At 43.7% G+C, this 21,853-nt stretch carries 21 protein-coding genes; 18 read left to right on the top strand and 3 right to left on the bottom strand.

Going from position 1 to position 21,853, the window contains the following annotated elements; genetic code table 11:
• On the bottom strand, positions 1-681 hold a 681-nt coding region (locus tag B3D59_RS17255), incomplete at its 3' end, for a prepilin peptidase (protein WP_286822385.1).
• 335 nt (positions 682-1,016) lie between these two features.
• Between B3D59_RS17255 and lon the strand changes: the two genes are divergently transcribed.
• From lon to folE2, 7 genes are all read left to right on the top strand, one after another.
• On the top strand, positions 1,017-3,392 hold the full coding sequence (lon, locus tag B3D59_RS17260; protein WP_286822386.1) for an endopeptidase La: 2,376 nt from the start codon (positions 1,017-1,019) through the stop codon (positions 3,390-3,392).
• On the top strand, positions 3,392-4,087 hold the full coding sequence (gene tsaB / locus B3D59_RS17265) for a tRNA (adenosine(37)-N6)-threonylcarbamoyltransferase complex dimerization subunit type 1 TsaB (protein ID WP_286822387.1): 696 nt from the start codon (positions 3,392-3,394) through the stop codon (positions 4,085-4,087). The genes lon and tsaB overlap by 1 nt, the downstream gene beginning before the upstream one ends.
• 72 nt (positions 4,088-4,159) lie before the next feature.
• A complete protein-coding gene (locus tag B3D59_RS17270; RefSeq protein WP_286822388.1) occupies positions 4,160-4,822 on the top strand; it encodes a phosphatidylserine decarboxylase family protein in 663 nt (220 codons plus the stop codon).
• A gap of 62 nt (positions 4,823-4,884) precedes the next feature.
• Positions 4,885-5,352, top strand: coding sequence for a transcription elongation factor GreA (gene greA / locus B3D59_RS17275; protein WP_277004184.1), 468 nt, complete (start codon positions 4,885-4,887; stop codon positions 5,350-5,352).
• 80 nt (positions 5,353-5,432) lie between these two features.
• A complete protein-coding gene (gene rpoZ / locus B3D59_RS17280) occupies positions 5,433-5,642 on the top strand; it encodes a DNA-directed RNA polymerase subunit omega (protein WP_277004185.1) in 210 nt (69 codons plus the stop codon).
• 69 nt (positions 5,643-5,711) lie between these two features.
• Positions 5,712-6,392 (top strand): ATP-binding protein, encoded by a 681-nt coding sequence (locus B3D59_RS17285; RefSeq protein ID WP_286822389.1) that lies wholly within the window; start codon positions 5,712-5,714, stop codon positions 6,390-6,392.
• Positions 6,389-7,171: a GTP cyclohydrolase FolE2 gene (folE2, locus tag B3D59_RS17290; RefSeq protein ID WP_286822390.1), complete on the top strand. Its 783-nt coding sequence runs from the start codon at positions 6,389-6,391 to the stop codon at positions 7,169-7,171. Before B3D59_RS17285 ends, folE2 begins: the two co-directional genes overlap by 4 nt.
• Before the next feature lies 1 nt (position 7,172).
• Here folE2 and B3D59_RS17295 read toward each other — a convergent pair whose 3' ends face one another.
• Both B3D59_RS17295 and B3D59_RS17300 read right to left on the bottom strand, forming a co-directional pair.
• Entirely contained in the window at positions 7,173-8,390 is a 1,218-nt protein-coding gene (locus B3D59_RS17295; protein WP_286822391.1) for a D-alanyl-D-alanine carboxypeptidase/D-alanyl-D-alanine-endopeptidase, read from the bottom strand.
• A 15-nt stretch (positions 8,391-8,405) separates the two neighbouring features.
• Positions 8,406-8,783 carry a hypothetical protein gene (locus B3D59_RS17300; RefSeq protein ID WP_286822392.1) on the bottom strand — a complete coding sequence of 126 codons (378 nt, stop codon included), beginning with the start codon at positions 8,781-8,783 and terminating at the stop codon, positions 8,406-8,408.
• Between the two features lie 320 nt (positions 8,784-9,103).
• Between B3D59_RS17300 and B3D59_RS17305 the strand changes: the two genes are divergently transcribed.
• The 11 genes from B3D59_RS17305 (at position 9,104) to B3D59_RS17355 (ending at position 21,541) form a co-directional block, all read left to right on the top strand.
• Positions 9,104-9,625, top strand: a complete 522-nt coding sequence (locus B3D59_RS17305) for an LPP20 family lipoprotein (protein WP_286822393.1) — start codon at positions 9,104-9,106, stop codon at positions 9,623-9,625.
• 126 nt (positions 9,626-9,751) lie between these two features.
• Positions 9,752-10,627, top strand: coding sequence for an OmpA/MotB family protein (locus B3D59_RS17310; protein WP_286822394.1), 876 nt, complete (start codon positions 9,752-9,754; stop codon positions 10,625-10,627).
• 36 nt (positions 10,628-10,663) lie between these two features.
• Entirely contained in the window at positions 10,664-11,554 is an 891-nt protein-coding gene (rfbA, locus tag B3D59_RS17315; protein WP_286822395.1) for a glucose-1-phosphate thymidylyltransferase RfbA, read from the top strand.
• Positions 11,541-12,083 carry a dTDP-4-dehydrorhamnose 3,5-epimerase gene (gene rfbC / locus B3D59_RS17320; protein ID WP_286822403.1) on the top strand — a complete coding sequence of 181 codons (543 nt, stop codon included), beginning with the start codon at positions 11,541-11,543 and terminating at the stop codon, positions 12,081-12,083. The genes rfbA and rfbC overlap by 14 nt, the downstream gene beginning before the upstream one ends.
• On the top strand, positions 12,080-12,940 hold the full coding sequence (gene rfbD / locus B3D59_RS17325) for a dTDP-4-dehydrorhamnose reductase (RefSeq protein ID WP_286822396.1): 861 nt from the start codon (positions 12,080-12,082) through the stop codon (positions 12,938-12,940). Before rfbC ends, rfbD begins: the two co-directional genes overlap by 4 nt.
• A 74-nt stretch (positions 12,941-13,014) precedes the next feature.
• Complete coding sequence (locus tag B3D59_RS17330) at positions 13,015-13,896, top strand: ABC transporter substrate-binding protein (protein ID WP_286822397.1); 882 nt, start codon at positions 13,015-13,017, stop codon at positions 13,894-13,896.
• Between the two features lie 101 nt (positions 13,897-13,997).
• Positions 13,998-15,353 carry a sensor histidine kinase gene (locus tag B3D59_RS17335; RefSeq protein ID WP_286822398.1) on the top strand — a complete coding sequence of 452 codons (1,356 nt, stop codon included), beginning with the start codon at positions 13,998-14,000 and terminating at the stop codon, positions 15,351-15,353.
• The gene (locus tag B3D59_RS17340) at positions 15,331-16,686 is read left to right on the top strand and encodes a sigma-54-dependent transcriptional regulator (RefSeq protein WP_286822399.1); all 1,356 of its coding nucleotides are present in this window, start codon (positions 15,331-15,333) and stop codon (positions 16,684-16,686) included. Before B3D59_RS17335 ends, B3D59_RS17340 begins: the two co-directional genes overlap by 23 nt.
• 10 nt (positions 16,687-16,696) lie before the next feature.
• A complete protein-coding gene (locus B3D59_RS17345) occupies positions 16,697-18,763 on the top strand; it encodes a TonB-dependent receptor plug domain-containing protein (RefSeq protein WP_286822400.1) in 2,067 nt (688 codons plus the stop codon).
• Between the two features lie 333 nt (positions 18,764-19,096).
• Positions 19,097-21,022 (top strand): polysaccharide biosynthesis protein, encoded by a 1,926-nt coding sequence (locus B3D59_RS17350; protein WP_286822401.1) that lies wholly within the window; start codon positions 19,097-19,099, stop codon positions 21,020-21,022.
• Between the two features lie 237 nt (positions 21,023-21,259).
• Positions 21,260-21,541 carry a ComEA family DNA-binding protein gene (locus tag B3D59_RS17355; RefSeq protein WP_286822402.1) on the top strand — a complete coding sequence of 94 codons (282 nt, stop codon included), beginning with the start codon at positions 21,260-21,262 and terminating at the stop codon, positions 21,539-21,541.
• Positions 21,542-21,853: the final 312 nt, after the last annotated feature.

Here is a 21,853-nt window from a genome sequence, read left to right on the forward strand (position 1 = left end):
TTTTTCGGATTTTCCTGATATCGACATGGCAGCCACTCCGCCAAGGGTACCGAAGACCGAACCTGTAAACAATGTGAAAAAGACGCCTTTTACGCCTGTGGCTGCGCCAATCATGGCTAAAAGCTTAATGTCTCCACCCCCCATACCCTGGTGCTTGCGAATACAATAATATAAAAGGGCCACAAGGTATAAAATACCGCCGCCTGTCAGAACGCCCCAAATCACCGAAACAAAGCGCATTTGAGGTACAAAAAAACAGGATGTGGAAAAAATGATGATTCCGGGGAGGGACAATTTGTCCGGGATAATTTGGTGATCCAGATCAATAAAAGAGATGGCAATGAGCAGGCAGCCGAATGCAAAATAAAAAACTGCGGTCGGCGTTAGCCCGAATTTAAAAAAAAGTCCCAGGGCTAATAATCCTGTGATCAGTTCCACCAAAGGGTAGCGTATGGAAATGGGCGCTTTGCAGAATCGGCATTTACCCTTGAGCAGAAGAAAGCTTATTATCGGGAGATTGAAATAAAATGGAATCACATGGGTGCATGCCGGACAATGAGAAGGCGGAGACACAATGGATTGACCTTCCGGCATCCGATAGATTACCACGTTGAGGAAACTGCCGATACAGGCACCAAAAACGAAGCAGATAACGGCGATAAAAGTAGATAGCGGTAACATAATATTCCTTGGACAATAATTAATATGGTTTAATGCGTCTGGGATACTTGACAGTTTTCTGGTACAGTTAGGCCAACTATCCAATGATAAAAATATTTTTTCAAGGATATATTGTAAAAATATTTTTCTGTCATATTGTAAGTACAATTTAAAGCGCAGGTGTACCAAGCCGGTATGTGAGGGCCAATCCAGAAATCCACAGACGGTCCGGTGGATCTCGGTATGGTCCTGTTTTTTTATGAAAGGGTCTGATACTCTTTCACCATGTGCCGGCGGGGTACCTGGTAGAAGAATGTAGTCACGGCCCATGGCCGTTATGTAATCAAGGAGCATAAATGGCAGAAGCAGATATAGATGATCTGATTGAAATAATTGAAAAAGAAGGTAATATAGAAAACATTCCAAAAGTGATTCCCATGATGCCGGTCAGGGATGTCGTGGTCTTTACAGACATGCTGCTTCCCTTGTTTGTAGGACGGGAAAAGTCCATTAAGGCCATTGAAGAGTCTGTGGAATTTGATCGGTATGTTTTTTTATCGGTCCAAAAAGATTCAGAAATGGAAAAGCCGGGGCCGTCAGATGTCTATGATATCGGGACCATTGCCCGGGTCCAGAAGATGATTAAAATGCCTGACGGCAGGATCAAGGCACTGGTCCAGGGTATTTCCAAAGCAAGACTTATTGAATTTGTTCAAAAACGTTCTTTTTTTAAGGTCAGGGTGGAGACACTCTCTGATGTCGAACCTGACTCTCTCGATATAGAAATTGAAGCTCTGATGCGTAACGTAAAGGAGAACAGTGAAAAACTTTTAGCACTTAAGGGTGAGTTTTCAGGTGACGTGGGCGATCTTTTATCCCATATTGACTCCCCTGGTAAACTTGCGGATTTGGTGGCCTCTAACCTTAACCTTAAGGTGGAGGATGCCCAGGCCATTTTGGAGACCACGGATACGGTTTCGCGTTTAACCCGGGTCAATGATCTTTTAGCCCGGGAACTTGATTTGTCAACGGTTCAGGCTAAAATCCAAACCCATGTCAAAGATGAAATTTCAAAAAATCAAAGGGATTATTACCTCCGTGAGCAGGTCAAGGCTATCCACAGAGAGCTTGGGGAAAGCGATGATAAGCTTGCCGAAATTGTTGACTTCAAAGAAAAGATAAAAAAGTGCAAGCTGCCCGAAGAGTGTGAAAAAGAGGCACTGAAACAATTGACCCGTCTGGAGCAGATGCATTTTGATTCTTCTGAAGCCTCTGTGATCAGAACCTATCTGGATTGTATTGTCGAGTTGCCCTGGAGCAAAACCACTAAGGACTTCTTAGACATAAAAAAGGCCGAGGAGGTTTTAGAGCAGAATCATTATGGACTGGACAAGGCCAAAGAACGAATTCTTGAGTATTTAAGCGTGCGTAAGCTCAATCCAAAGAAAAAAGGGCAGATTATTTGCTTTGTGGGTCCTCCGGGGGTGGGCAAAACATCTCTTGGCCGTGTCATTGCCAAAGCTATGAAGCGTAAGTTCCATCGGGTCTCTTTGGGGGGTATCCGTGATGAGGCGGAGATCAGGGGGCACCGCAGGACATATATTGGTGCCATGCCTGGAAGAATTTTACAGGGGCTTCGTCAATGCGGTACTAAAAATCCGGTTTTTATGTTGGATGAAATTGACAAACTGGGCAATGATTTCAGAGGAGATCCTTCATCTGCGCTTCTGGAGGCATTGGATCCTGAGCAGAATTTCGAATTCTCCGATCATTACCTGAATATGCCCTTTGATCTGTCGGATGTGTTGTTTGTTCTCACGGCAAATATGGCCGACACCATTCCCTCTGCCTTGCTTGACAGGATGGAGTTGATCCATATTTCCGGATATACCCGCCAGGAAAAGGTGGTGATTGCAAAACAGCATCTTTTACCAAGAAAGCTCAAAGATAACGGTTTGATCCGCCGTAACATTCAATTCAGTCCCAATGCCATGGAGTCCATTGTTTCAGAATACACCCTGGAAGCAGGTCTTCGGGAACTTGAGCGTAAACTGGACTCGGTGTGCCGAAAAATTGCCCGTAAGATTGCAGAAGGGCAAAAAGGGCGGTTTGCCGTTACTTGCCAGAATTTAACCCAGTACCTTGGTCCGCCTCAATATATTAACGAAATGGATCAGGAGGAAAGTCAGGTTGGTCTGGCCACGGGGCTTGCCTGGACTGAAGTGGGGGGGGAGCATCTGTATATTGAAACGTCTCTATTTCCGGGCAAAGGCGAATTGCAGCTCACAGGACAGATTGGTGAGGTTATGCAGGAATCTGCAAGGGCTGCATTGACCTACACCAAGGCCAATCAGGAAGCCTTAGGTATCGACAAGGAGGCCTTTGATTCCAACGATATTCATATTCACGTACCCGCCGGTGCTATTCCCAAGGATGGTCCCTCGGCCGGTATTGCCATAGCTACAGCCCTGGTGTCGGCTTTTACCGGCAAAAAGGTGAACAACAAGGTGGGGATGACCGGTGAAATCTCTTTGCGTGGAAGGGTGTTGCCCATAGGCGGCCTTAAAGAAAAGGCATTAGGGGCATTAAGGGCCGGTATTAATACAGTGATCATTCCGGAGAAAAACAGGAAAGATCTTCATGATATCCCAAAATCCGTGAAATCCAAGTTGACATTCATCTGTGTGAAGGATGTCAGAGAGGTTCTGGATTTCGCTCTGGAAGCGGAATAATGTATCTTTTTGCCCTGAGTACGGCTGAGCAGGGCGCAAGCATGGCCTTGTTTGAAGATAATAACCTTGTTTTTGAGTCGACCCTGTTCAGCCGGCAGAGCCATTCAAAAGGGCTTTTGTCCATGGTTGTTCAGGCCGTTGAAATCAGGGACGGGATGAGTGTTGATCGAATAGACGGATTTATTGCAGCCAGGGGGCCCGGCAGTTTTACCGGGCTTCGCATCGGCATCAGCATGATTAAGGGCCTGTCTATGGCTGTATCAAAACCCTGTGCAGGGGTTTCCAGTCTTGATGGGATTGCCTTCAGATTCTGTCATTCACAAAAGCCTGTATGTGTGATGATGGATGCCAAACGCACAGAAGTGTATTCTGCTGTATATCATTTCCACAATGGCAAGCTTATTCAAAAAGGTCCGGAGATGGTATGTTCGCCGGAGACCGCTATTGACCGGGCAGGTTTTGATGCCCTTTTTGTCGGGTCAGGGTCAAAGGTATACCGGGAAAAAATTTGCAGCAGAACCCATGACAAGGGTGTGTTCTCTTACCCATCCATGGACGGGGTCAGTGCCTGTACACTGGTTATTTCTGCGATGTCTGATAAAGGTGTGTTTGATTTTGAGAATCACCCCCTTAACCCGGTTTATCTTAGAAAGTCCGATGCGCAGATTCATTTCGAAGGGAAAACAGGTGCTTGACAATATATTGGCATGCTTGATATAAATATTAGGTTATGTCGATTTATTGAGAGGCACGATTAGGTAGAGGGTATGGATAATTCTAAATGGCCGGCGAAGGCAGTGCTTCCCATTGCTATGCCGGGGGTCAAATACGTTGTTGCTGCCATCCTTGTTACAGGGATGTTTTTTTATTTTGGATGCCTGAAGACAGGGTGCCTTGCGCTGCTGCTCACGTTGTTTATTACCTGGTTTTTCAGAGACCCTGAGCGTATGGTCCCGAAAGGCTCCGATCTTCTGGTCTCTCCGGCAGACGGGAAGGTCATTGTTGTAGAACGAATTGATCGGTGTGAATACATGGATGAACCCTGCCGGAAGGTCAGTATTTTCATGAATGTATTCAATGTTCATGTCAACCGAATCCCTTTCAGTGGTATGATTGAAAAGGTCCAGTATAATCCGGGTAAATTTGTAAACGCATCTTTTGATAAAGCAAGTGTCCACAATGAACGCAATGCGCTGGTAATAAGAACGGAGGATGGCCGCCGTTATGTGTGTGTGCAGATCGCAGGGCTCATTGCGCGGCGTATTGTCAACTGCGTAAAAACCAATGAGCATGTTAACAAAGGCGACCGCTATGGTATGATTCAGTTTGGATCCCGTCTGGATCTTTATCTGCCCATGGATTTTGAAATACTTGTTAGCCCCGGGGACAAAACAAGTGCCGGAAGCAGTGTTATCGGCCGGATGTGCTGATTAAAAAATGACAAGGCGCCAACCGCGCCGTAATTAAATAACTATGGAGTAAATTTTAAATTTTGGACCAGATACCTGTAACGAAACAAGGTTTTGCGGCCTTGAAAAAAGAACTGGAAAAATTAAAAACTGTGGATCGTCCTGAGATAATTAAAGCCATTGAAGTGGCCAGAGCTCATGGCGATTTGTCTGAGAATGCTGAATACCATGCTGCAAAGGAACGCCAGTCTTTTATTGAAGGCAGGATAGGTGAGCTTTCCTATAAGATTGGAAATGCCAAAGTCATTGATCCTGCCACTGTGACCAAGGACGTGGTTCGGTTTGCCAGTCGTGTCCTTGTGGAAAATCTGGATACTGAAGAAGAACAGGAATACATGATCGTCGGTGAGGATGAGGCTGATATTAAAAAAGGCAAAATTTCCGTCAACTCTCCCCTTGGGGCTGCTCTGATTGGAAAAGTAATGGGCGACGAGGCCATTGTCCAGGCCCCCCGCGGAAAACGGGTTTATGAGGTTGTTAATATCCTTTGATTTGTTGTTTCTTAATCTGATTTTTCCAAGCCTCTAAGATTTCAGTGAGATGGCCGTACAATTATAGAAAGGAAAGTGTTGTGGCACGTGTAACTATTGAAGATTGTTTGAAAAATGTGGATAATCGGTTCACGCTTGTACATCTGGCAGCCAAACGGGTCCGCCAGGTTAGGGAAGGGGCTGATTTCCTTGTACCACCTTATAAGAACGAGGATGTTGTAACTGTCCTGCGTGAAATTGCCGCTAACCGGATTGTTGTTAAAAAAAATCCCGAGCCTGACGACGAATAGTCTGATTTGGGTAAAGGGCTGACAAAACGTCTGATGCATCTGCTTGGCAAAGCGATTCATGATTGGCGAATGATCGAAAATAACGACCGGATACTGGTGGGTATATCCGGCGGAAAAGACAGTCTGGCCCTTTTCCACCTTCTTGTTTCTTTAAAAATAAAAGCCCCTGTAGCATTTGAACTTATTCCTGTTTATATAGATCCGGGATTTGACAATTCATTTGCTAAAAAACTCGATTCTTATATCAATGAAAGATATAAGGATTTTCATCAGGGTCTGGTGGTGGAAAACACAGATTACGGACAACTTGCCCATTCTGATAAAAATAAGGAAAATCCCTGCTTTTTATGCAGTAGGCTGCGGCGTAAACGACTGTTTGAACTCGCCCGGGAGCATGACTGTAAAAAACTTGCTATAGGGCACAACAAAGACGATTTGATTGAGACATTGTTTATTAATATTTTTTACGCGGGAAGAATAGGAACAATGAAGCCTAATCAGTCATTTTTTGGTGGACGCTTTGATATTATCAGGCCTTTGTCCTATGTTGAGAAGCATGAGATAAACAGTTTTGCAAAAGTTTGTGATCTGCCGGAATTTGTTAACACATGCCCAAGTGCCGGTCACACGAAAAGGCAGGATGTGGCAGATATGCTTGAAACGATGTACCGGCAGAATAAACATATAAAAGGAAATATATTCAGGGCAATGGGTAATATCTCCGCTGGTTATCTTTTGGAAATGCCATGATGAAAGATATACAAAATCAGCCGGATTTTCGGAATATTCCCATCGATAAAGTGGGTATTAAGGGACTCAAATACCCGGTGGTTGTCCGGGATAAAGTCAACGGCTCCCAGTCCACAGTTGCTGAAATCAATATGTATGTGGATTTACCCCATCAGTGTAAAGGCACCCATATGAGCCGCTTTGTGGAGTTGCTGCATACAGTTGTTAAGACACTGGTGTCTCTTGAGACTCTGACCAGTATTCTGGAAGATATGAAAGCCTCGCTTGGGGCAAAGTCTGCACATATTGAAATAGTTTTCCCCTATTTTATCGAAAAAACATCGCCTTGCACCCAATCCAAGGGGTTGATGGATTATAATTGTACGATCATTGGCTCTTCCAATGGTCGGAAAAAAGCAGACATCGTGTTAAAAGTGGCGGTTCCTGTCACCTCGGTATGCCCCTGCTCCAAGGAAATTTCAGAATATGGCGCCCACAACCAGAGAGGAGAGGTGCTTGTTGCTGCCCGGTTTCATAAATTTATCTGGATTGAAGATATTGTAAATCTGGTTGAACGGGCGGCATCCTCCGATATTTATTCCGTGCTGAAACGTGCAGATGAAAAATATGTCACCGAAAAAGCCTACGATAATCCAAAATTTGTAGAAGACATTGTAAGGGACGTGGCCAAGGCGCTTATTGCAGATTCCAACATCACCTGGTTTTCCGTGAGCGCAGAGAACTTTGAATCCATTCATAATCACAGCGCCTATGCATACATAGAGCATTCAAGGGATTAAATCATTCACAGGCCTTTGACACCTTTTCGTGCAGCATGCGCCTTATGGCGTCATATCCGGTGCTGGTTTTATTCAGCATGATCACAAAGGGGTATAGCCGGTTATCTTTTCCACGGATAAAGCCTGCACGGCTTCTGACATCCGACAACGTACCGGTTTTATAAAATTCATTTCCATCCCTTCTTAATAGTTCATACCAGGGCATAAATGCAATAAGCATATCCCTCATTTGGGCCGGCGTCATGTGGTTTCGCCGGGACAGGCCGGAACCCTCAACAATTGTAACACCCGTTAAACCCAGGGTTTCTTCTGCAAATTTATTCAGGACATCGAGTCCTTTTTCAAGGGTTGCCGGCGGGCCGAAAGCGCGTGCCCCCATGGTCAGCATGAGTTGATTGGCAATAAAGTTGTTTGAAAACTTCAGCAATTTTTTAACAATGTCTGTTAGACTAAAGACTGATGTGTATACAATGCGCTCTTTATCAGATTCTGAAAATAAGCCTTCCTGGACGGTGCCTGTTATTTTTACCCCTGACTTATTTAAAAAATAATGCATCAGTATGCCCGGATAAATTTGCCGAAGATCATAGGAAAGAAGAATTCTGTCTGTGTTTTTCGATCCGGGCGTAATCTGCTGTGCCAGAATGTCTGGAAATGGGGTTTGCTTTTCAGCCGAAATAAATTGCCTGCTTCGGCTGTCCCATTTCAAAAAAATTGTGTTAAAATTGGCACACATTGATCCATTTGTTGCGTCATAGGGGTTGGTGGAGGAACCGGCGCCGGGAATTGTAATTTGGGGTGTAAAATAGGTCTGATCCACAATGATATTTCGGACTGCCGCAGATGCGATGCGGCCGTTGGATACCTGTTTGAAAAGATGGTCTGATATTTGATGCGCAAACTTGATTATTTCCTCGGAGATAAATAAAGGATCTCCAAAACCTTTCAGGTAAAGATCAAATGTTTTTTTATCGTAATAGGCCCATGTCTGGAAGTGGAAATTCGGACCTAAAGCTTTCATTGCCGCAAGGCTGGTCAGTATTTTTAAAGTTGATGCAGGAATTAACGGTTTATCCGGATTTTTTGCATAAATTGTTTTGCCCTGATCATTGGACAAAATAATACCTGATGTTTGGGCCCAAGCAGGTAAAGATGTGGAAAGGGTCAGAAAAAGACCTAAAATAGTCAGGTAAATGTACAATTGAATTTTATTTTTCATGGTAGTTAAAAAGGGCTATTTGAAGAAAAGGAAAAAATTTTCAATAAGTTCTTTTATTTTAAACCGGCGGCGCAATGACTCCCACTGATCCGGAAAGCTTAATGGACTGAAAAAAACCCTGGCAGTATAAGGAAATCCTTTGTTTTTATTATCATACGGCGAGATGAACAGGGCAACAGGAACCTGGACACAGCCTTCATAACTGATAATGGTCTCGTAGTTCACGGTTGTTACCGATTTTAATCCCTTCTGCTCTAACAGTTGAATAAATGCATTTTGCTTTGCTTTAACCTCAATGATATGGGCCGCTTCCTGGGGTAATGCCTGGATAATACCGGATATCGGAAAATAGGAAAAATTTGCCGCCCTGAAATCCTGATGTGCCGGCACCATTGTTAATTTCCCGTCAGTGATCCGCTGGCTTGAACTTTTAAGATCAAATCTGATATAATAAATGACAATTCCATCAAGAGGTCCGGCAGCCAAGGGTTTTAAGAATATTAATACCAAAAGAACCCCTGCGGCGAGAAGGCCTTCTCTTGTTTTTATGAAATGAGGTACGAATTTTGAATAATTTTTAAAACAGAATTGCATTTGGTTGTCCGTTTTAACCGTGGGTTGTCGGCTTTAGTTTTATTGTAAAGGTAGAAAAATCAATGTTTCTAAAGTTTAAAGCCATAGCTGACGATTCTTTTTTAGCATGAATACAATATGTGAATCAATGGCTGATGCATTTGAGTTTGCAACTGTTAACCCCAAAATGGAGAGATGGTGTTATGAAGAAACTATTGGCGTTGTCGGCATGTTTAATTGCTTTATCCTTTTGGGGGTGTAGCACAGGAGGGCCGGGAGGCGTTCTGGATTCTTCGGTGCAAAGTTCGGTTAATGAGAAAGTTGTCACGTTTCAGGTGGTGGGCAAGGGGCTTGAGCCTGAAAATGCACTGACAAAAGGGGAAGCAAGACTCATGGCGGAACGTGCGGCTATTGCGGATGGATACCGGCAACTGGTTGAAAAATTACGTGGCGTTTATGTGCAGGCTTATATGAAAGCGGGTCGGGGGACGGTTGACCAGGATATTATCGAGACGCATACGCAATCTTGGTTAAGAGGAGCGGAAGTGATGGATATTACCCAGAAAGAATATGGCATCACCGCAGCCCGGTTAAGATTAAGAATTAATTTTTCGAAACAAGGTATGATCTGGTGGCCAATGGGTCTATCGGATAAGGGCTGATGGTGTTAAGCAGATCAAAGGGATGCAATATCTGACGCAAGGCGCTTATTCAACAGAATATCAACAGGGGGCCTCATGGGAATTTTACCTTTGAAATCGACATTCCCAGGTAAGGAGGTGTTTGTTATGATACCTTTGTGCGTAATATTCTGTTATTATGTCAATAGTGCAAATGGTGCGGATCAAACATTTAAGTTTGATCCGGAAACCTATTCAATCATAGAACTTGAGGGAATTCTTGGAGACTGCCGAATCCAGATGGGCGCTTTAAATGAACAAATCCATGACACCCAAAAAGACCTTGACTGGCTTATTATTAAAGTAAACCGTATATCTAATTCCGGGAGACATGTGCTTAAATTTCTTCATAATTCTGTCGGATTGAAAGAGAAAAAAATTTCTCAGCTTGAGGTGCAAAAAAAACATCTTGCCGGTACCGTTGCAAAATACCAGAAAATTTATGACCTAAAAAAGGCCTGGGAAAAGGAGAAGACAAAGATTAGGGTTGAGTCTACACCAGATATGGAGGAGCGTGTAGAAAGCGTCGGCAAATTCAATATGGGGGCAAAACTTCCGGACATTCAACAGGCCGTTAAAAAGGCCGGCCTTGAAGACTGGGTAGATGTCATGGAGGCTGACGGCAGGAGCGCGAAGATGAACAATGCGTTGCCGATCCTCTTTTCTTCCGGCAGTGCTGCCCTGGCCACGGAATATAAATCCTTTTTAAAGAAACTGGCGCTGTTCCTTAAACCCTATGATGTTAAGGTTTATGTCAACGGATATGCGGATCCGGATCCCATCCATACCCGGAAATATCCATCCAACCTGGAGTTAGGTGCATCACGGGCTGCCAACGTTGTTCATGAAATGGTGAAAAACGGCCTGAGGCGGGATATTTTTAAAATTGGTTCAACAGGAGAGTACCGGTTTGAAGCCAAAAAGCAGTCATCAAAGAAAACCTTCCAACGCCGTGTACAACTGACGGTTGTATTCAATGGATAGGGACGCGGAGATATGTAAAATTTCAAGGAGGTTTCATTGCGTAAGGGAATAATTCTGGCCGGCGGGTCCGGTACCCGATTGTATCCGCTGACCTATTCAGTCAGCAAACAGTTAATGCCGGTGTATGACAAACCCATGATCTACTACCCCTTGTCAACCCTGATGCTTTCCGGTATTACACACATTCTTGTAATTACAACGCCGAAGGATCTTGAAAGTTTTAAACATCTGCTGGGTAATGGGTCCCAATGGGGAATCCGTTTGGAATATGCAGTCCAACCCAATCCTGACGGCTTGGCCCAGGCATTTATTATTGGCGAAGAATTTATTGGCAAAGACCCTGTGACGCTTATTTTGGGGGACAATATTTTTTATGCTGACGGTTTATCCAACCGTTTGCAAAGAATTTCGGAAACAGACAGAGGGGCAACAGTATTTGGTTATTATGTCAAAGATCCCCAACGGTATGGTGTGGTCGGATTTGATACGCATTTTATTGTGAACAGCCTTGAGGAAAAACCGGAACACCCTAAATCAAATTATGCGGTAACGGGCCTCTATTTTTATGATAATGATGTGATTGAAATCGCCAAATCAATCAAACCCTCTAAACGAGGGGAGTTGGAAATTACCGATGTTAACAATGTTTATCTGTCCCGGGGACAATTAAACGTTGAGTTGTTTGCCAGGGGGACAGCTTGGCTTGATACCGGCACCCATGACTCTTTACTTAATGCCGGAACGTTTATAAAAGTTGTTGAAGAACGGCAAGGGTTGAAGATCGCCTGTCTGGAAGAGATCGCCTTTAGAATGGGGTGGATCGATAAGGAACAATTGAGACGGATTGCCGAGCCATTGCTTAAAAACGGCTATGGAAAATATTTGATGGATATCTGTAAGCAGGGAAACCATGATGGAATACACTGAACTTGAAATCCCTGATGTGGTATTAATCGAACCCAAGGTGTTCGGAGACCATCGCGGCTTTTTTATGGAAACCTTCAGAGAGGATGAGTTTAATGAAAAAGTTCAGGATGTCCGGTTTGTCCAGGATAATCATAGCATGTCCGGAAAAGGCATTTTAAGAGGACTTCACTATCAGATCAAGCGACCCCAGGGAAAACTTGTCCGGGTGATTGAAGGAGAGGTCTTTGATGTGGTTGTGGACATTCGTAAGCCCTCTCTTTATTTTGGCCAATGGGTGGGGGTGACCCTTTCGGCAGAAAATAGAAAAATGTTGTGGGTTCCACCTGGATTTGCGCATGGTTTCTATGTTCTCAGCAATAGCGCCCAGTTTATTTATAAGTGTACGGACTATTATGCCCCCGAGCTTGAAAGGTGTATGCTTTGGTCTGATGAAACAATTGGGATTAAATGGCCTGTAACCGCATCCCCGGTATTATCTGCAAAAGATGAAAATGGGACTCTCTTTAAAGACGCCGAGGTGTTTGAATGAAAATTCTGTTATTCGGCGCAGGCGGTCAATTAGGATGGGAATTGCAAAGAACCTCTCCTGCCGGCGTTGACTTGGATGTGGTTCATCACTGTGATGTAGATTTTAGAAATGAGAAAAGTATAAAGAACAGCATCATAGAATCAAATCCGGACTGGATTATCAATGCCGCTGCATATACAGCGGTTGATAAGGCTGAAAGTGAAGAAAATTTGGCAAACCAATTGAATCATTTGGCTGTTGCCCAAATCGCCAGAACTGTGCGTGAAACCCATAAAAAATTGGTTCATATTTCAACAGACTTTATATTTGACGGTAATCATTCTGTTCCCTATCTTCCTGACAGCCCTGCAAATCCTCATTCTGTTTACGGCAAAACAAAATTGGATGGAGAAATCGCCATAAAACAAATTTTGCAGGAAGATTTTCTGATTGTTCGAACAGCGTGGCTCTATTCATCCCATGGAAATAACTTTGTTAAAACCATGCTGCGGCTAATGAAAGAACGAGACGCATTGCAGGTTGTTGCCGATCAAATTGGAACACCAACCTGGGCCAACGGCCTGGCCCAGTGTATCTGGAAAGCCGTGGGCAAAGATATCTGCGGCACCCTGCACTGGACAGATGCCGGAGTCGCTTCATGGTATGATTTTTCAGTAGCTATACAGGAAATTGCCTTGGAATTTGGAATATTGGAAAAGCCTGTCCCCATTTCATCAATTCCTTCAATACAATATCCCACGCCTGCTAAAAGACCTTCTTTCAGTGTTCTTGATAAAACCGAAACATGGCAGAAGATAGAAATTATCCCTGTCCATTGGCGGGTTCAGTTAAAAAATATGATGGAGGAGTTGATATAATAAAGTTATGTCGTGACAAGACTATGAAATGTCTTGAACTCTTCATATATAGGGGGGCGTTTTGTCTGGGTTTAATGCTTTGTACGAGCTTGGGATTTTGCCTGTTTCAGCCCCCCTGCCTCGCTGATGGCAGTAACGGCAATGATCGTATAGCCGTTGTTATTTCCAAAAAAATCAAACCATATATCCAGGTTGGAGATGGGATCCAGGCCAAATCTGAAGAGATTAAGCTGGATGTTGATCTTTTTATTCTTGACCCTGAAACTAAATCAATTCAGGACAATGTTTTACATCAACTGGCATTGAGGGATTATAAACTGATTGCAGCCATAGGACCTGAGGCTGCTGTTTTTATTTGGGCAATAACAAGTATTCACTCTCCCAAAGTATACACAGCCATCCTTGATCCGGAAAATTGCACTGGCTTGCCGGAACATGCCATGGGCATTGCCTTAAAAATACCGGTTGAAATTCAGGTCAAAGAGATCAGTCGACATTTTGAAAATCTTGGTACCATCGGTGTTTTGTTCGATCCAACCTTCAACCAGGATTTCTATGACCAGGCAGAGGCTGCCGCCCTAAACCATTCTTTTGAAACCACACCCATAAAAGTGGGCTCAAAAACACAGATTTCCCAACAACTTCAAGCGCATATAGGTAAAATTGATGCCATTTGGATGATCCCGGACCAGACGGTTATTTCTGAAAAAATTGTTCACTATGTGATCAAGCAGGGGATTTATCAGGGCATGGGCGTAATCGGTTATAACTCTTTTTTTACTCTGTCCGGTGCGTTTTTTTCCTTTGAATTTGATTATAAAGCATTAGGCAGCCAGGCAGCATTAAAAATAAAATCTTTTCTGGAATCAGGCCAATGGACGCCTGATCCTCCTCTATTTAAAACCATTGTTAATCAGAGAATGGCAAAAAAATTAGGGATCATCGTTAAAAAATAATGTTGGATTTTAAAAATATTAGCATCCACGCACGCCTTCTTTCTGCGGCAGTGATACTGATCACACTGACCACGTTGATTTTAGGGTGGATTGGGATATTTATGATCAGTAATTTTGTTACCAAACGGTTCCACCAGCGTATTGATTTTATGACCCAGTACCTGGCTTTGAACTGCGAACTTGGTCTGTTGATTGGAGAAAAATATCTGCTCCAGGGCTTGGTGGAAAATATACTTGAGGAAGACGATGTCATGGCCGTAGCAATTCTTGACCAAAACAAAAACATCCTTGCCGAGGGGCGCCGGATTTTATCCGGACCCTTTGAACAGATCAATAAACGTGTTTTTTCATCAAACAGCCAGGAATCCCTGAACTGGATCGGTGGAATGGAAAAAAATAAAGCGCCTGAAATCATAGGGGAAGTGCAGATCACTTATTCGCTTCAGGGTATCACTGAACTTATAAACACAATGAAAAAGCAGGTATTTGCCGGCGCCCTTGCTTTGATCCTTGTTTCATGCCTGATTTTTCATTTTATTTCAAGATCCCTTGTCGCTCCCATTGTCTCACTTGCAGATACCGCCAGAAAGGTGTCAATGGGCAACCGGGATGTGCGGGCGGCTCCCGGCACCACTCCCGAAATTATCCGGTTGAGTCAGGCGTTCAATAATATGCTTGATTCTTTGGCCAAGGGCCGGAAAACCCTTGTACGCACATACGAGAAATTGACCAGGCAACAGGCTTTGGTGGAAGTCGGAAAGTTTTCGATGATGATCGCCCATGAGGTTAAAAATCCTTTGGGAATTATTAAGTCCTCCCTTGAATTAATTAAATCTGAATTCAATATTCCGGAGGATGATTTGCTTTTAAGGTATGCAGAGGAGGAGATTGTTCGTCTGAACCACTTGATTGAAAGTTTTTTAATGTTTTCAAAGCCTGCAAAACCACAGTTTGAAAAGGTAGATTTAAACCAGTTACTGGAACAGATCGCCATGGGGTTTGATATCCAATCCTCAACGACCGGAGTCCAACTCGATTGCAGAATTCCTGAATCAAAATTTGAGGCCCAGGCTGATTTTGACCTGCTTGCGCGGGGGATAGGCAATATCATTAAAAACGCCTGTGAAGCTAATGAGCATAAAGGGTTGGTGACTATAAGCGTGGTGGAACATTATAAGATGGATAAAACCGCACACAAATGGGAGCTTTTTATTCAAGATCAGGGGCCGGGTATCAGTCGGGAAAAAAAGACTAAAATTTTTGAACCCTTTTTTACCACCAAGTCAACCGGAACAGGTCTGGGCCTTGCTTTTGCGGATCAGGCAATAAAGGCCCACGGTGGAAACATAAGCATAGAATCTCCAGAGAGTGGAGGCTGCTGCTTTTGTGTAACATTGTTTTCAAATATTCGGGAACCAGAGGTGTTAAAAGTTTATGACACAGATATTAATAGTTGATGACGAAGAAAAATTGCGACATCTTCTTTCAATGATGCTTGAAAGAAAGGGTATTAAAACCCATAAAGCGATCCATGGTGCCAATGCGCTTGAAATGCTGGAGAATAACAGTTATGATTTGATCATTTCAGATATTAAAATGCCTGTCATGGACGGCAGACAGCTTATCAGCAAAATGCGGGAGAAAAATATTTTAACACCCGTAATTTTCATTACAGCGTTTGCAACCGTTGAATCAGCCGTGGAAATGATGCAACAAGGCGCATGCGATTATATAACCAAGCCCTTTGACGCAGTAAAAATTTATCTGGCCGTTGAAAAGGCAATAAACCTGTCCAGGCTGATAACCGAGAATCAGGAAATGAAACAGGCCCTTTCAGGGGCAGAGAAGTCAAAGAATCTTATCTATAAATCAAAGGCGATGCAGGACGTGGTGGCTTTAGCGGATAATGTGGCCACAGTGGATACTGCGGTGTTGATCCTAGGGGAGTCCGGCACAGGCAAAGAAGTGCTTGCGAATTATATTCATAATAAAAGCACCAGGTGTGATAAAAGATTTGTGGCAGTCAACTGCGCAGCCATTTCTTCAAACCTTGTGGAGTCGGAACTGTTCGGCTATGAAAAAGGCGCCTTTACAGGCGCCGCTGCCAGGACCCGGGGCAGATTTGAGTTTTCTGACTCCGGTACTCTGTTCCTTGATGAAATAGGGGATATGCCCCTGGACTCCCAGGGCAAGCTTTTACGGGCCCTGCAGGAGAAGAAATTTCAAAGGGTCGGGGGGAATGAAGAGATTCCCGTTGACGTCAGGGTAATCTGTGCAACCAATCAGAACCTTGGCCAAATGGTGATGAATAAAAAATTTCGCCAGGATTTATATTACAGAATTAATGTATTTCCCATTGAAATTCCGCCATTGCGTCTCAGGAAAGAAGATATTGTCCCGCTGGCTAAATATATTATCACTACATTTTCCTTTGGTGCAGAGCATCAACTCAGTGAATGCGCCTGTGCCAAGCTTATGGAGTACCCTTGGCCGGGAAACGTCAGGGAGCTTGCCAACGTTCTTGAGCGCTGCCTGATATTGACCAGGGATACACAAAAGATTACCTCCCAGACATTGTCTTTTCTGCAGGTTGCTCAGCCGGCCAGCCCGGTCCAGCATACGGTAATCAGGCTCCCGTCCAGCGGCATCCCGTTGCAGCAGGTTCAGATGAGCCTGGTAAAGCAGGCATTGGATAAATCCGGCAACAACCAGACATATGCCGCAAAGCTTTTGGGTATAAGTCGTTCCAAATTCAGGGTGCTGCTGAAAAATATGGAACCGGACCAGTAAAGGTGGACTGTTGATAGGTAAACTTAAAATTGCCGTAATCATTCTGTTTTCTGCCTGGATCTCTTTGGGGGCTTCCCGGGTATGGGCATCAGATACCATGCTCATGTTTGTGGGTGAGGATTTGGAGATGCTCTCCATTGCCTCCAGAAAAGAAGAGGCTGCCTGGAGCGCTCCGGCCATTGTTGATGTCATCACAAGGCAGGAGTTTGAATCCCAGAATGCATTTACCCTTTCCCAGGCCCTTGAAGGAACCCCCGGATTTCATATCAATCAAACTGAAAGGTCCAGCACCTATTACCTGAGAGGTGTTCCGAATTCAGCCCTGACCCTTTTTGATACAGTGCCCATGGGGTCCGGTGTGGTGAAATCCGAAAATTATATGGATAATGAAACAAGTCTTGCCGCCGTCAAGCGTATTGAAGTGATAAGGGGGGGGAGTTCCGTTTTGTGGGGACCGGATGCGTTTGCCGGGGTAGTCAATGTTGTTCCCCTTACAGGTAAGGATGTTGATGGCTTTCAAACCGGCCTTAACTTATCGTCAGACAATCAATCAGGGGAAGCCTACCTGAACTATGGATATAACAAAGACAGTTGGTCAGGGTTTGCTTCTGTTTCAGGGCGTGTTGCAGAAGATGACGGTCCTGAAACCAATATTGTCCGTTTCTGGAATGACGGCAGTAAGTCCACCCCGCCTGAAGATCGGTATGGGAGAAAAAATGCGGATGATTCCCATTTTGTCAATTTTTACGGGAGCATGACCTATGAGAACTGGCTGACGCTTTCATTGCAGTTGTCAGACAGCCTTAACGCATATACGGTGTCTGACTGGGATGATGAGTTTACTTGGGAAGAGCAGGCCGCATCCACCCGGCATATGGTAAAGCTTGAAGCTGTAAAACCCATTGACCAGGATTCCGGATTGCGCTTTACAGGCTACCTGTCCGGAACGTCCCTGGATCATATCATTATAGACAACACCCTTGAACGCGAGGAGTCTTCACTATTTGCCGAATTGATTTACGACAGGTCATTTTTTCTTTCCAAGTCCCTTTTAACCACAGGTATCTCCCTGAGATCTGATCAGTATGACCGGGTTCCTGTGCGGCGCGAATTTTTTCAATCGTATTTTACAGGTAAGGATTATGATCAGAAGAATAGCCTTCCCTTAATTGATCAATGTGATTTTTCTAATGATCTGTTTTCTGTTTTTGGACAATACCGTCATAAGTTTAATCGTGTGGAAATTTGGGCCGGGGCCCGTTATGATAACCACAAAGCCTATGAAGATGAAATCAGCTATACTACAGGGTTTGCCTGGAACATAGATAAATTCATCCTTAAAGGGATTTTCGGTACCGGCTACAGAACTCCTTTTGCCAGTCAACTGGTACAGGAGTCCGACCCGACATTTGAAAAGATAATTAATTGGGATTTTGGTCTTGAAAAGATAACTACATTGAATTTAGGGCTTTCATGGAAACATATGGGAACACGGGCGACTGCCACCCTGTTTCGAAACGCAATAGAGAATCATTTTATTGAGAACCGGTACGCAGGATATGCCCTTCCAAGTCCAAACAGTCAGGATATATATGGCCTGGAGCTGGAAGTGGAACATCAGGTTTTTCAGAATGTGACGCTGTGTGCAAATTTGACATTGCTGAACAATTCAGGAACTGATGAAGTGTATTATTATAATGATTACGACTATTATGATCCAGAGAGCCTTGAATTATTAGAACGTCACTACATTGAGTTATCCCATGTCTATGAAACCGGCCCGAACATTATGGGAACGCTGAAAGCGGTTTGGGATATCAACCGGAATTTCTCCCTCGTGCCTGAACTCAGATATTTTGGCAGCCAGAGCATTTATTCCCCTGTGGCGGATGAAACCTTGTCATGCGGGCAGGCCTGGGTGATGGACGTCAATTTGAGGATAAGGAACTATTTCCCCTTTGATGTAGACCTATTTGCAAAGAATTTGTTTGACAATACATATAAAACACCCGGTCTCTATTCCATAACCCGAAATTCAGGGTTTACCGCTGGCGTTGCACTTCGATACTCTTGGTAATTATGCTTCCCCCTTAATATTCTTGGATTGATTTTTATTCTATTTGGAGACTTTGCTCTTTTTGTTGGCGTGTTAAGATGGTACAAGGGGTTGGCCATCATGTCGGCTGCAGCGTGGAGAGTCAATAACCCTTGTTTCACAGGTTCAAAAAACGAACTGGGGGAGACTATCAACACGATATGATTTTGAACTATGTATTGGACAGATTCCGGGTTACCGTACTGCCGTCCACATCACCTGCTGAAGCTGTTGGAATCATGTCATTTGAAAAACAGGCAGGAAAATATACCCAAATTTATGAGAGGCTGATGCGTTGAGGTGCGTCTTTTTCCAATGAAAATTAAGTTATCCAGGAATTTCCTTCTAACACTTGCCGTTGACCTTTTGATCCTGGCAGTCAGCTATTACATGGGGCATCTGATCCGTTACGATTTTAATATTCCGGACTGGGCCCGCCAAAGATTTTTTGAGACGTTAGCCTATGTGCTGATGTTTAAGCTAATCTGTTTTTATCTGTTTGATGTCTACCGGGGCATGTGGCGGTACACCAGTTTAAAAGACATCCTTGATATTGTCAAAGCGTCTGCCCTGGCTACAATATTTATTGTTGTAGTCGTGTTGTTTGCAACCCGGTTTAAGCATTTTTCCAGATCAGTGTTCGTCATTGACTGGTGCTTTACCGTGATTGGCCTTACAAGTATTCGGGTCTTTACCCGGTTGTGCTTTGAGGAGTTTTCCGGGGATGTGGGGCCGGCAATCATCGGTTTTGCTCTGAAGAAGATTTTCAGCAAAAAATTGGCGCAAAAAGGCCGTCGCATGGTTATTATTGGCGCGGGTGACTGCGGCCAGAGAGTGTGTCGGGAATTCAAAGAAAATCCCAATGTGAAATCCCAGGTGATCGGTTTTCTGGATGATGACAAAGGGAAGATCGGAAGGAGAATTCATGGTGTTTCTGTGCTCAATAACATTGATAATCTTGAGCATACCATACGGTCAAAATCCGTTGACGAAGTCATTATTGCTATTCCAAATGCCTGTGCCCGGCGAATGCGGCAGATTGTTACACAGTGTCGTCAGGCCGGTGTTGAATTTAAAACCGTGCCTGACATGGGAGAACTGATTGATGGTAAAATTACCTTAAATGCCATTCGTAATGTGGAGTACAGGGACCTTTTGGGGCGTCAGCCCGTGAGTCTGGACCAGGAGAGTATTGGTGAATACCTCGGGCACAGAATTGTGATGGTTACAGGTGCCGGCGGTTCCATTGGAATCGGCCTGTGCCGTCAGATTTGTCGGTACAAACCTGAACAGTTGATTCTTTTTGAACGTGCCGAAAGCCCTCTGTTTGAGATTGATCTGGAGCTTAAAAAGAATTTTCCCGATATTGATGTGGTGCCTATTTTAGGAGATATTCAAAACCCAGGCGAAGTGATCAGGATTTTTTCTCAATATCGACCTGAAATTGTTTTTCATGCAGCTGCCTACAAACATGTCCCCATGCTTGAAGTCCATCCCTGGAAAGCTGTTGAAAATAATATTGTCGGGACCTGCAACCTTATCGAAGCCGCCCGGACCTTTCAATGCGAGCGTTTTGTCTTTGTCTCCACAGACAAGGCAGTCAATCCCACCAACGTCATGGGGGCAACCAAGCGGTTTGCTGAACTTTTAATCCAACGTGAAAATAGTGACACGGATAGAGGCTCCCGGTTTATAACCGTTAGATTCGGTAATGTGATCGGCAGCGTAGGAAGCGTTGTGCCTCTATTCAAGAAGCAGATAAAAGAGGGGGGGCCGGTAACGGTTACGCATCCTAAAATGATTCGTTACTTCATGCTTATCCCTGAAGCGTGTCAACTTATTCTTCAGGCCGGTGCCATGGGTAAAGGCGGTGAAGTTTATATTCTTGAAATGGGAGCGCCTATAAGTATTGATACAATGGCCAGGGATTTGATTCGTTTCTCCGGATTTGAACCCGATGTAGATATAAAGATTAAATATACAGGGTTACGGATGGGGGAAAAACTTTATGAAGAGTTGGTCACAGCCCAGGAAAATGTTGTGCCCACAGCCCATAAAAAAATTATGGTGGTCAACAGTTGCCCGTTTGTCGGTATTTCTTTAGACAATGACTTGATTCGTTTGAAAGAAGCGGCTGCAGCCAGGGATCATAGAGCCATCAGAACCCTGTTGAAGCAAAGCATTCCTGAATACCAGCCATTTGACTATCCGGACGCGGGTGAAAATCAAAATTTTGTTTGATTTTGTGTTTCTATTCAACTACGATAAATGCAAAAAAAATTATTGATGTTTTATTAGACTTTTATTAATATAGGCCAATTTATTTTTCTTGAATTGATTAAGCTGTTTTTTGATCTGACACTCTAATATTTGTTTTGTTCAACTTCCATTTTCTTTTTTTTATATTGATCAAAAATGCGTTCAGCGTCTGCAGCCTAAATCTGTAGACTTTTATTATCACAATAATATGGAGGAATTATGGAAACAAAGTTAAGAAGAAGCCTTTGTGTTTTGGTTTGTCTGATGGTGGCCCTCTGTTCGCTGCCGGCAATAGCTGGTGCAAAGATGGTGAACATTAATACCGCGCCTAAAGAAGAGTTGATAACGTTGAAATATGTTGGTGATGCTCTTGCTGACAGGATAATCGAATTTCGTACAAGTACACCCTTTGTAAATATAGAAGATATAATGAAGGTAAAGGGAATCGGACCGAAGGTTTTTGAAGCCAATAAAGATCAAATCTCCGTTAAGGATAAATGAAACCGGTAAATCTTGATTCCCAGGCACAAGCCGTTATTGCGAACCTTTAATGTGCTGTTTTTATGGTATTAACATGCTGACTTTTTATGTCAGCATGTTAATTTTTACTTTGTAAAATCGTCAGGTATGAGCGTGGGTGGCTATGGGTATTAAAGAAAAAAATACACAGTTTAAAGGGCGTCTGCCGTCCAGGCTTGTTCTGTTGTAATATTAAAATAAAAAAACATTTGACAAAGATTTTGTTTTTGTATATTCTTGTCGAGTTCTTTTGAGGTATTGAAAAGAATTTTGATCTTTGAAAATTGGTCAGTG

It is taken from the genome of Desulfobacter sp. UBA2225 (genome assembly GCF_002348205.1).
Taxonomy (GTDB): domain Bacteria; phylum Desulfobacterota; class Desulfobacteria; order Desulfobacterales; family Desulfobacteraceae; genus Desulfobacter; species Desulfobacter postgatei.

Coding starts and splice junctions, on each gene's coding strand:
- tsaB (WP_286822387.1), top strand. CDS start 3,392: ATGTATCTTTTTGCCCTGAGTACGGCTGAGCAGGGCGCAAGCATGGCC.
- B3D59_RS17330 (WP_286822397.1), top strand. CDS start 13,015: ATGCTTTGTACGAGCTTGGGATTTTGCCTGTTTCAGCCCCCCTGCCTC.
- B3D59_RS17335 (WP_286822398.1), top strand. CDS start 13,998: ATGATCAGTAATTTTGTTACCAAACGGTTCCACCAGCGTATTGATTTT.
- B3D59_RS17285 (WP_286822389.1), top strand. CDS start 5,712: ATGATCGAAAATAACGACCGGATACTGGTGGGTATATCCGGCGGAAAA.
- B3D59_RS17300 (WP_286822392.1), bottom strand. CDS start 8,783: ATGGTGCCGGCACATCAGGATTTCAGGGCGGCAAATTTTTCCTATTTT.
- B3D59_RS17295 (WP_286822391.1), bottom strand. CDS start 8,390: ATGAAAAATAAAATTCAATTGTACATTTACCTGACTATTTTAGGTCTT.
- B3D59_RS17355 (WP_286822402.1), top strand. CDS start 21,260: ATGGAAACAAAGTTAAGAAGAAGCCTTTGTGTTTTGGTTTGTCTGATG.
- rfbD (WP_286822396.1), top strand. CDS start 12,080: ATGAAAATTCTGTTATTCGGCGCAGGCGGTCAATTAGGATGGGAATTG.
- lon (WP_286822386.1), top strand. CDS start 1,017: ATGGCAGAAGCAGATATAGATGATCTGATTGAAATAATTGAAAAAGAA.
- B3D59_RS17340 (WP_286822399.1), top strand. CDS start 15,331: ATGACACAGATATTAATAGTTGATGACGAAGAAAAATTGCGACATCTT.
- B3D59_RS17350 (WP_286822401.1), top strand. CDS start 19,097: ATGAAAATTAAGTTATCCAGGAATTTCCTTCTAACACTTGCCGTTGAC.
- B3D59_RS17310 (WP_286822394.1), top strand. CDS start 9,752: ATGATACCTTTGTGCGTAATATTCTGTTATTATGTCAATAGTGCAAAT.
- folE2 (WP_286822390.1), top strand. CDS start 6,389: ATGATGAAAGATATACAAAATCAGCCGGATTTTCGGAATATTCCCATC.
- B3D59_RS17270 (WP_286822388.1), top strand. CDS start 4,160: ATGGATAATTCTAAATGGCCGGCGAAGGCAGTGCTTCCCATTGCTATG.
- rfbC (WP_286822403.1), top strand. CDS start 11,541: ATGGAATACACTGAACTTGAAATCCCTGATGTGGTATTAATCGAACCC.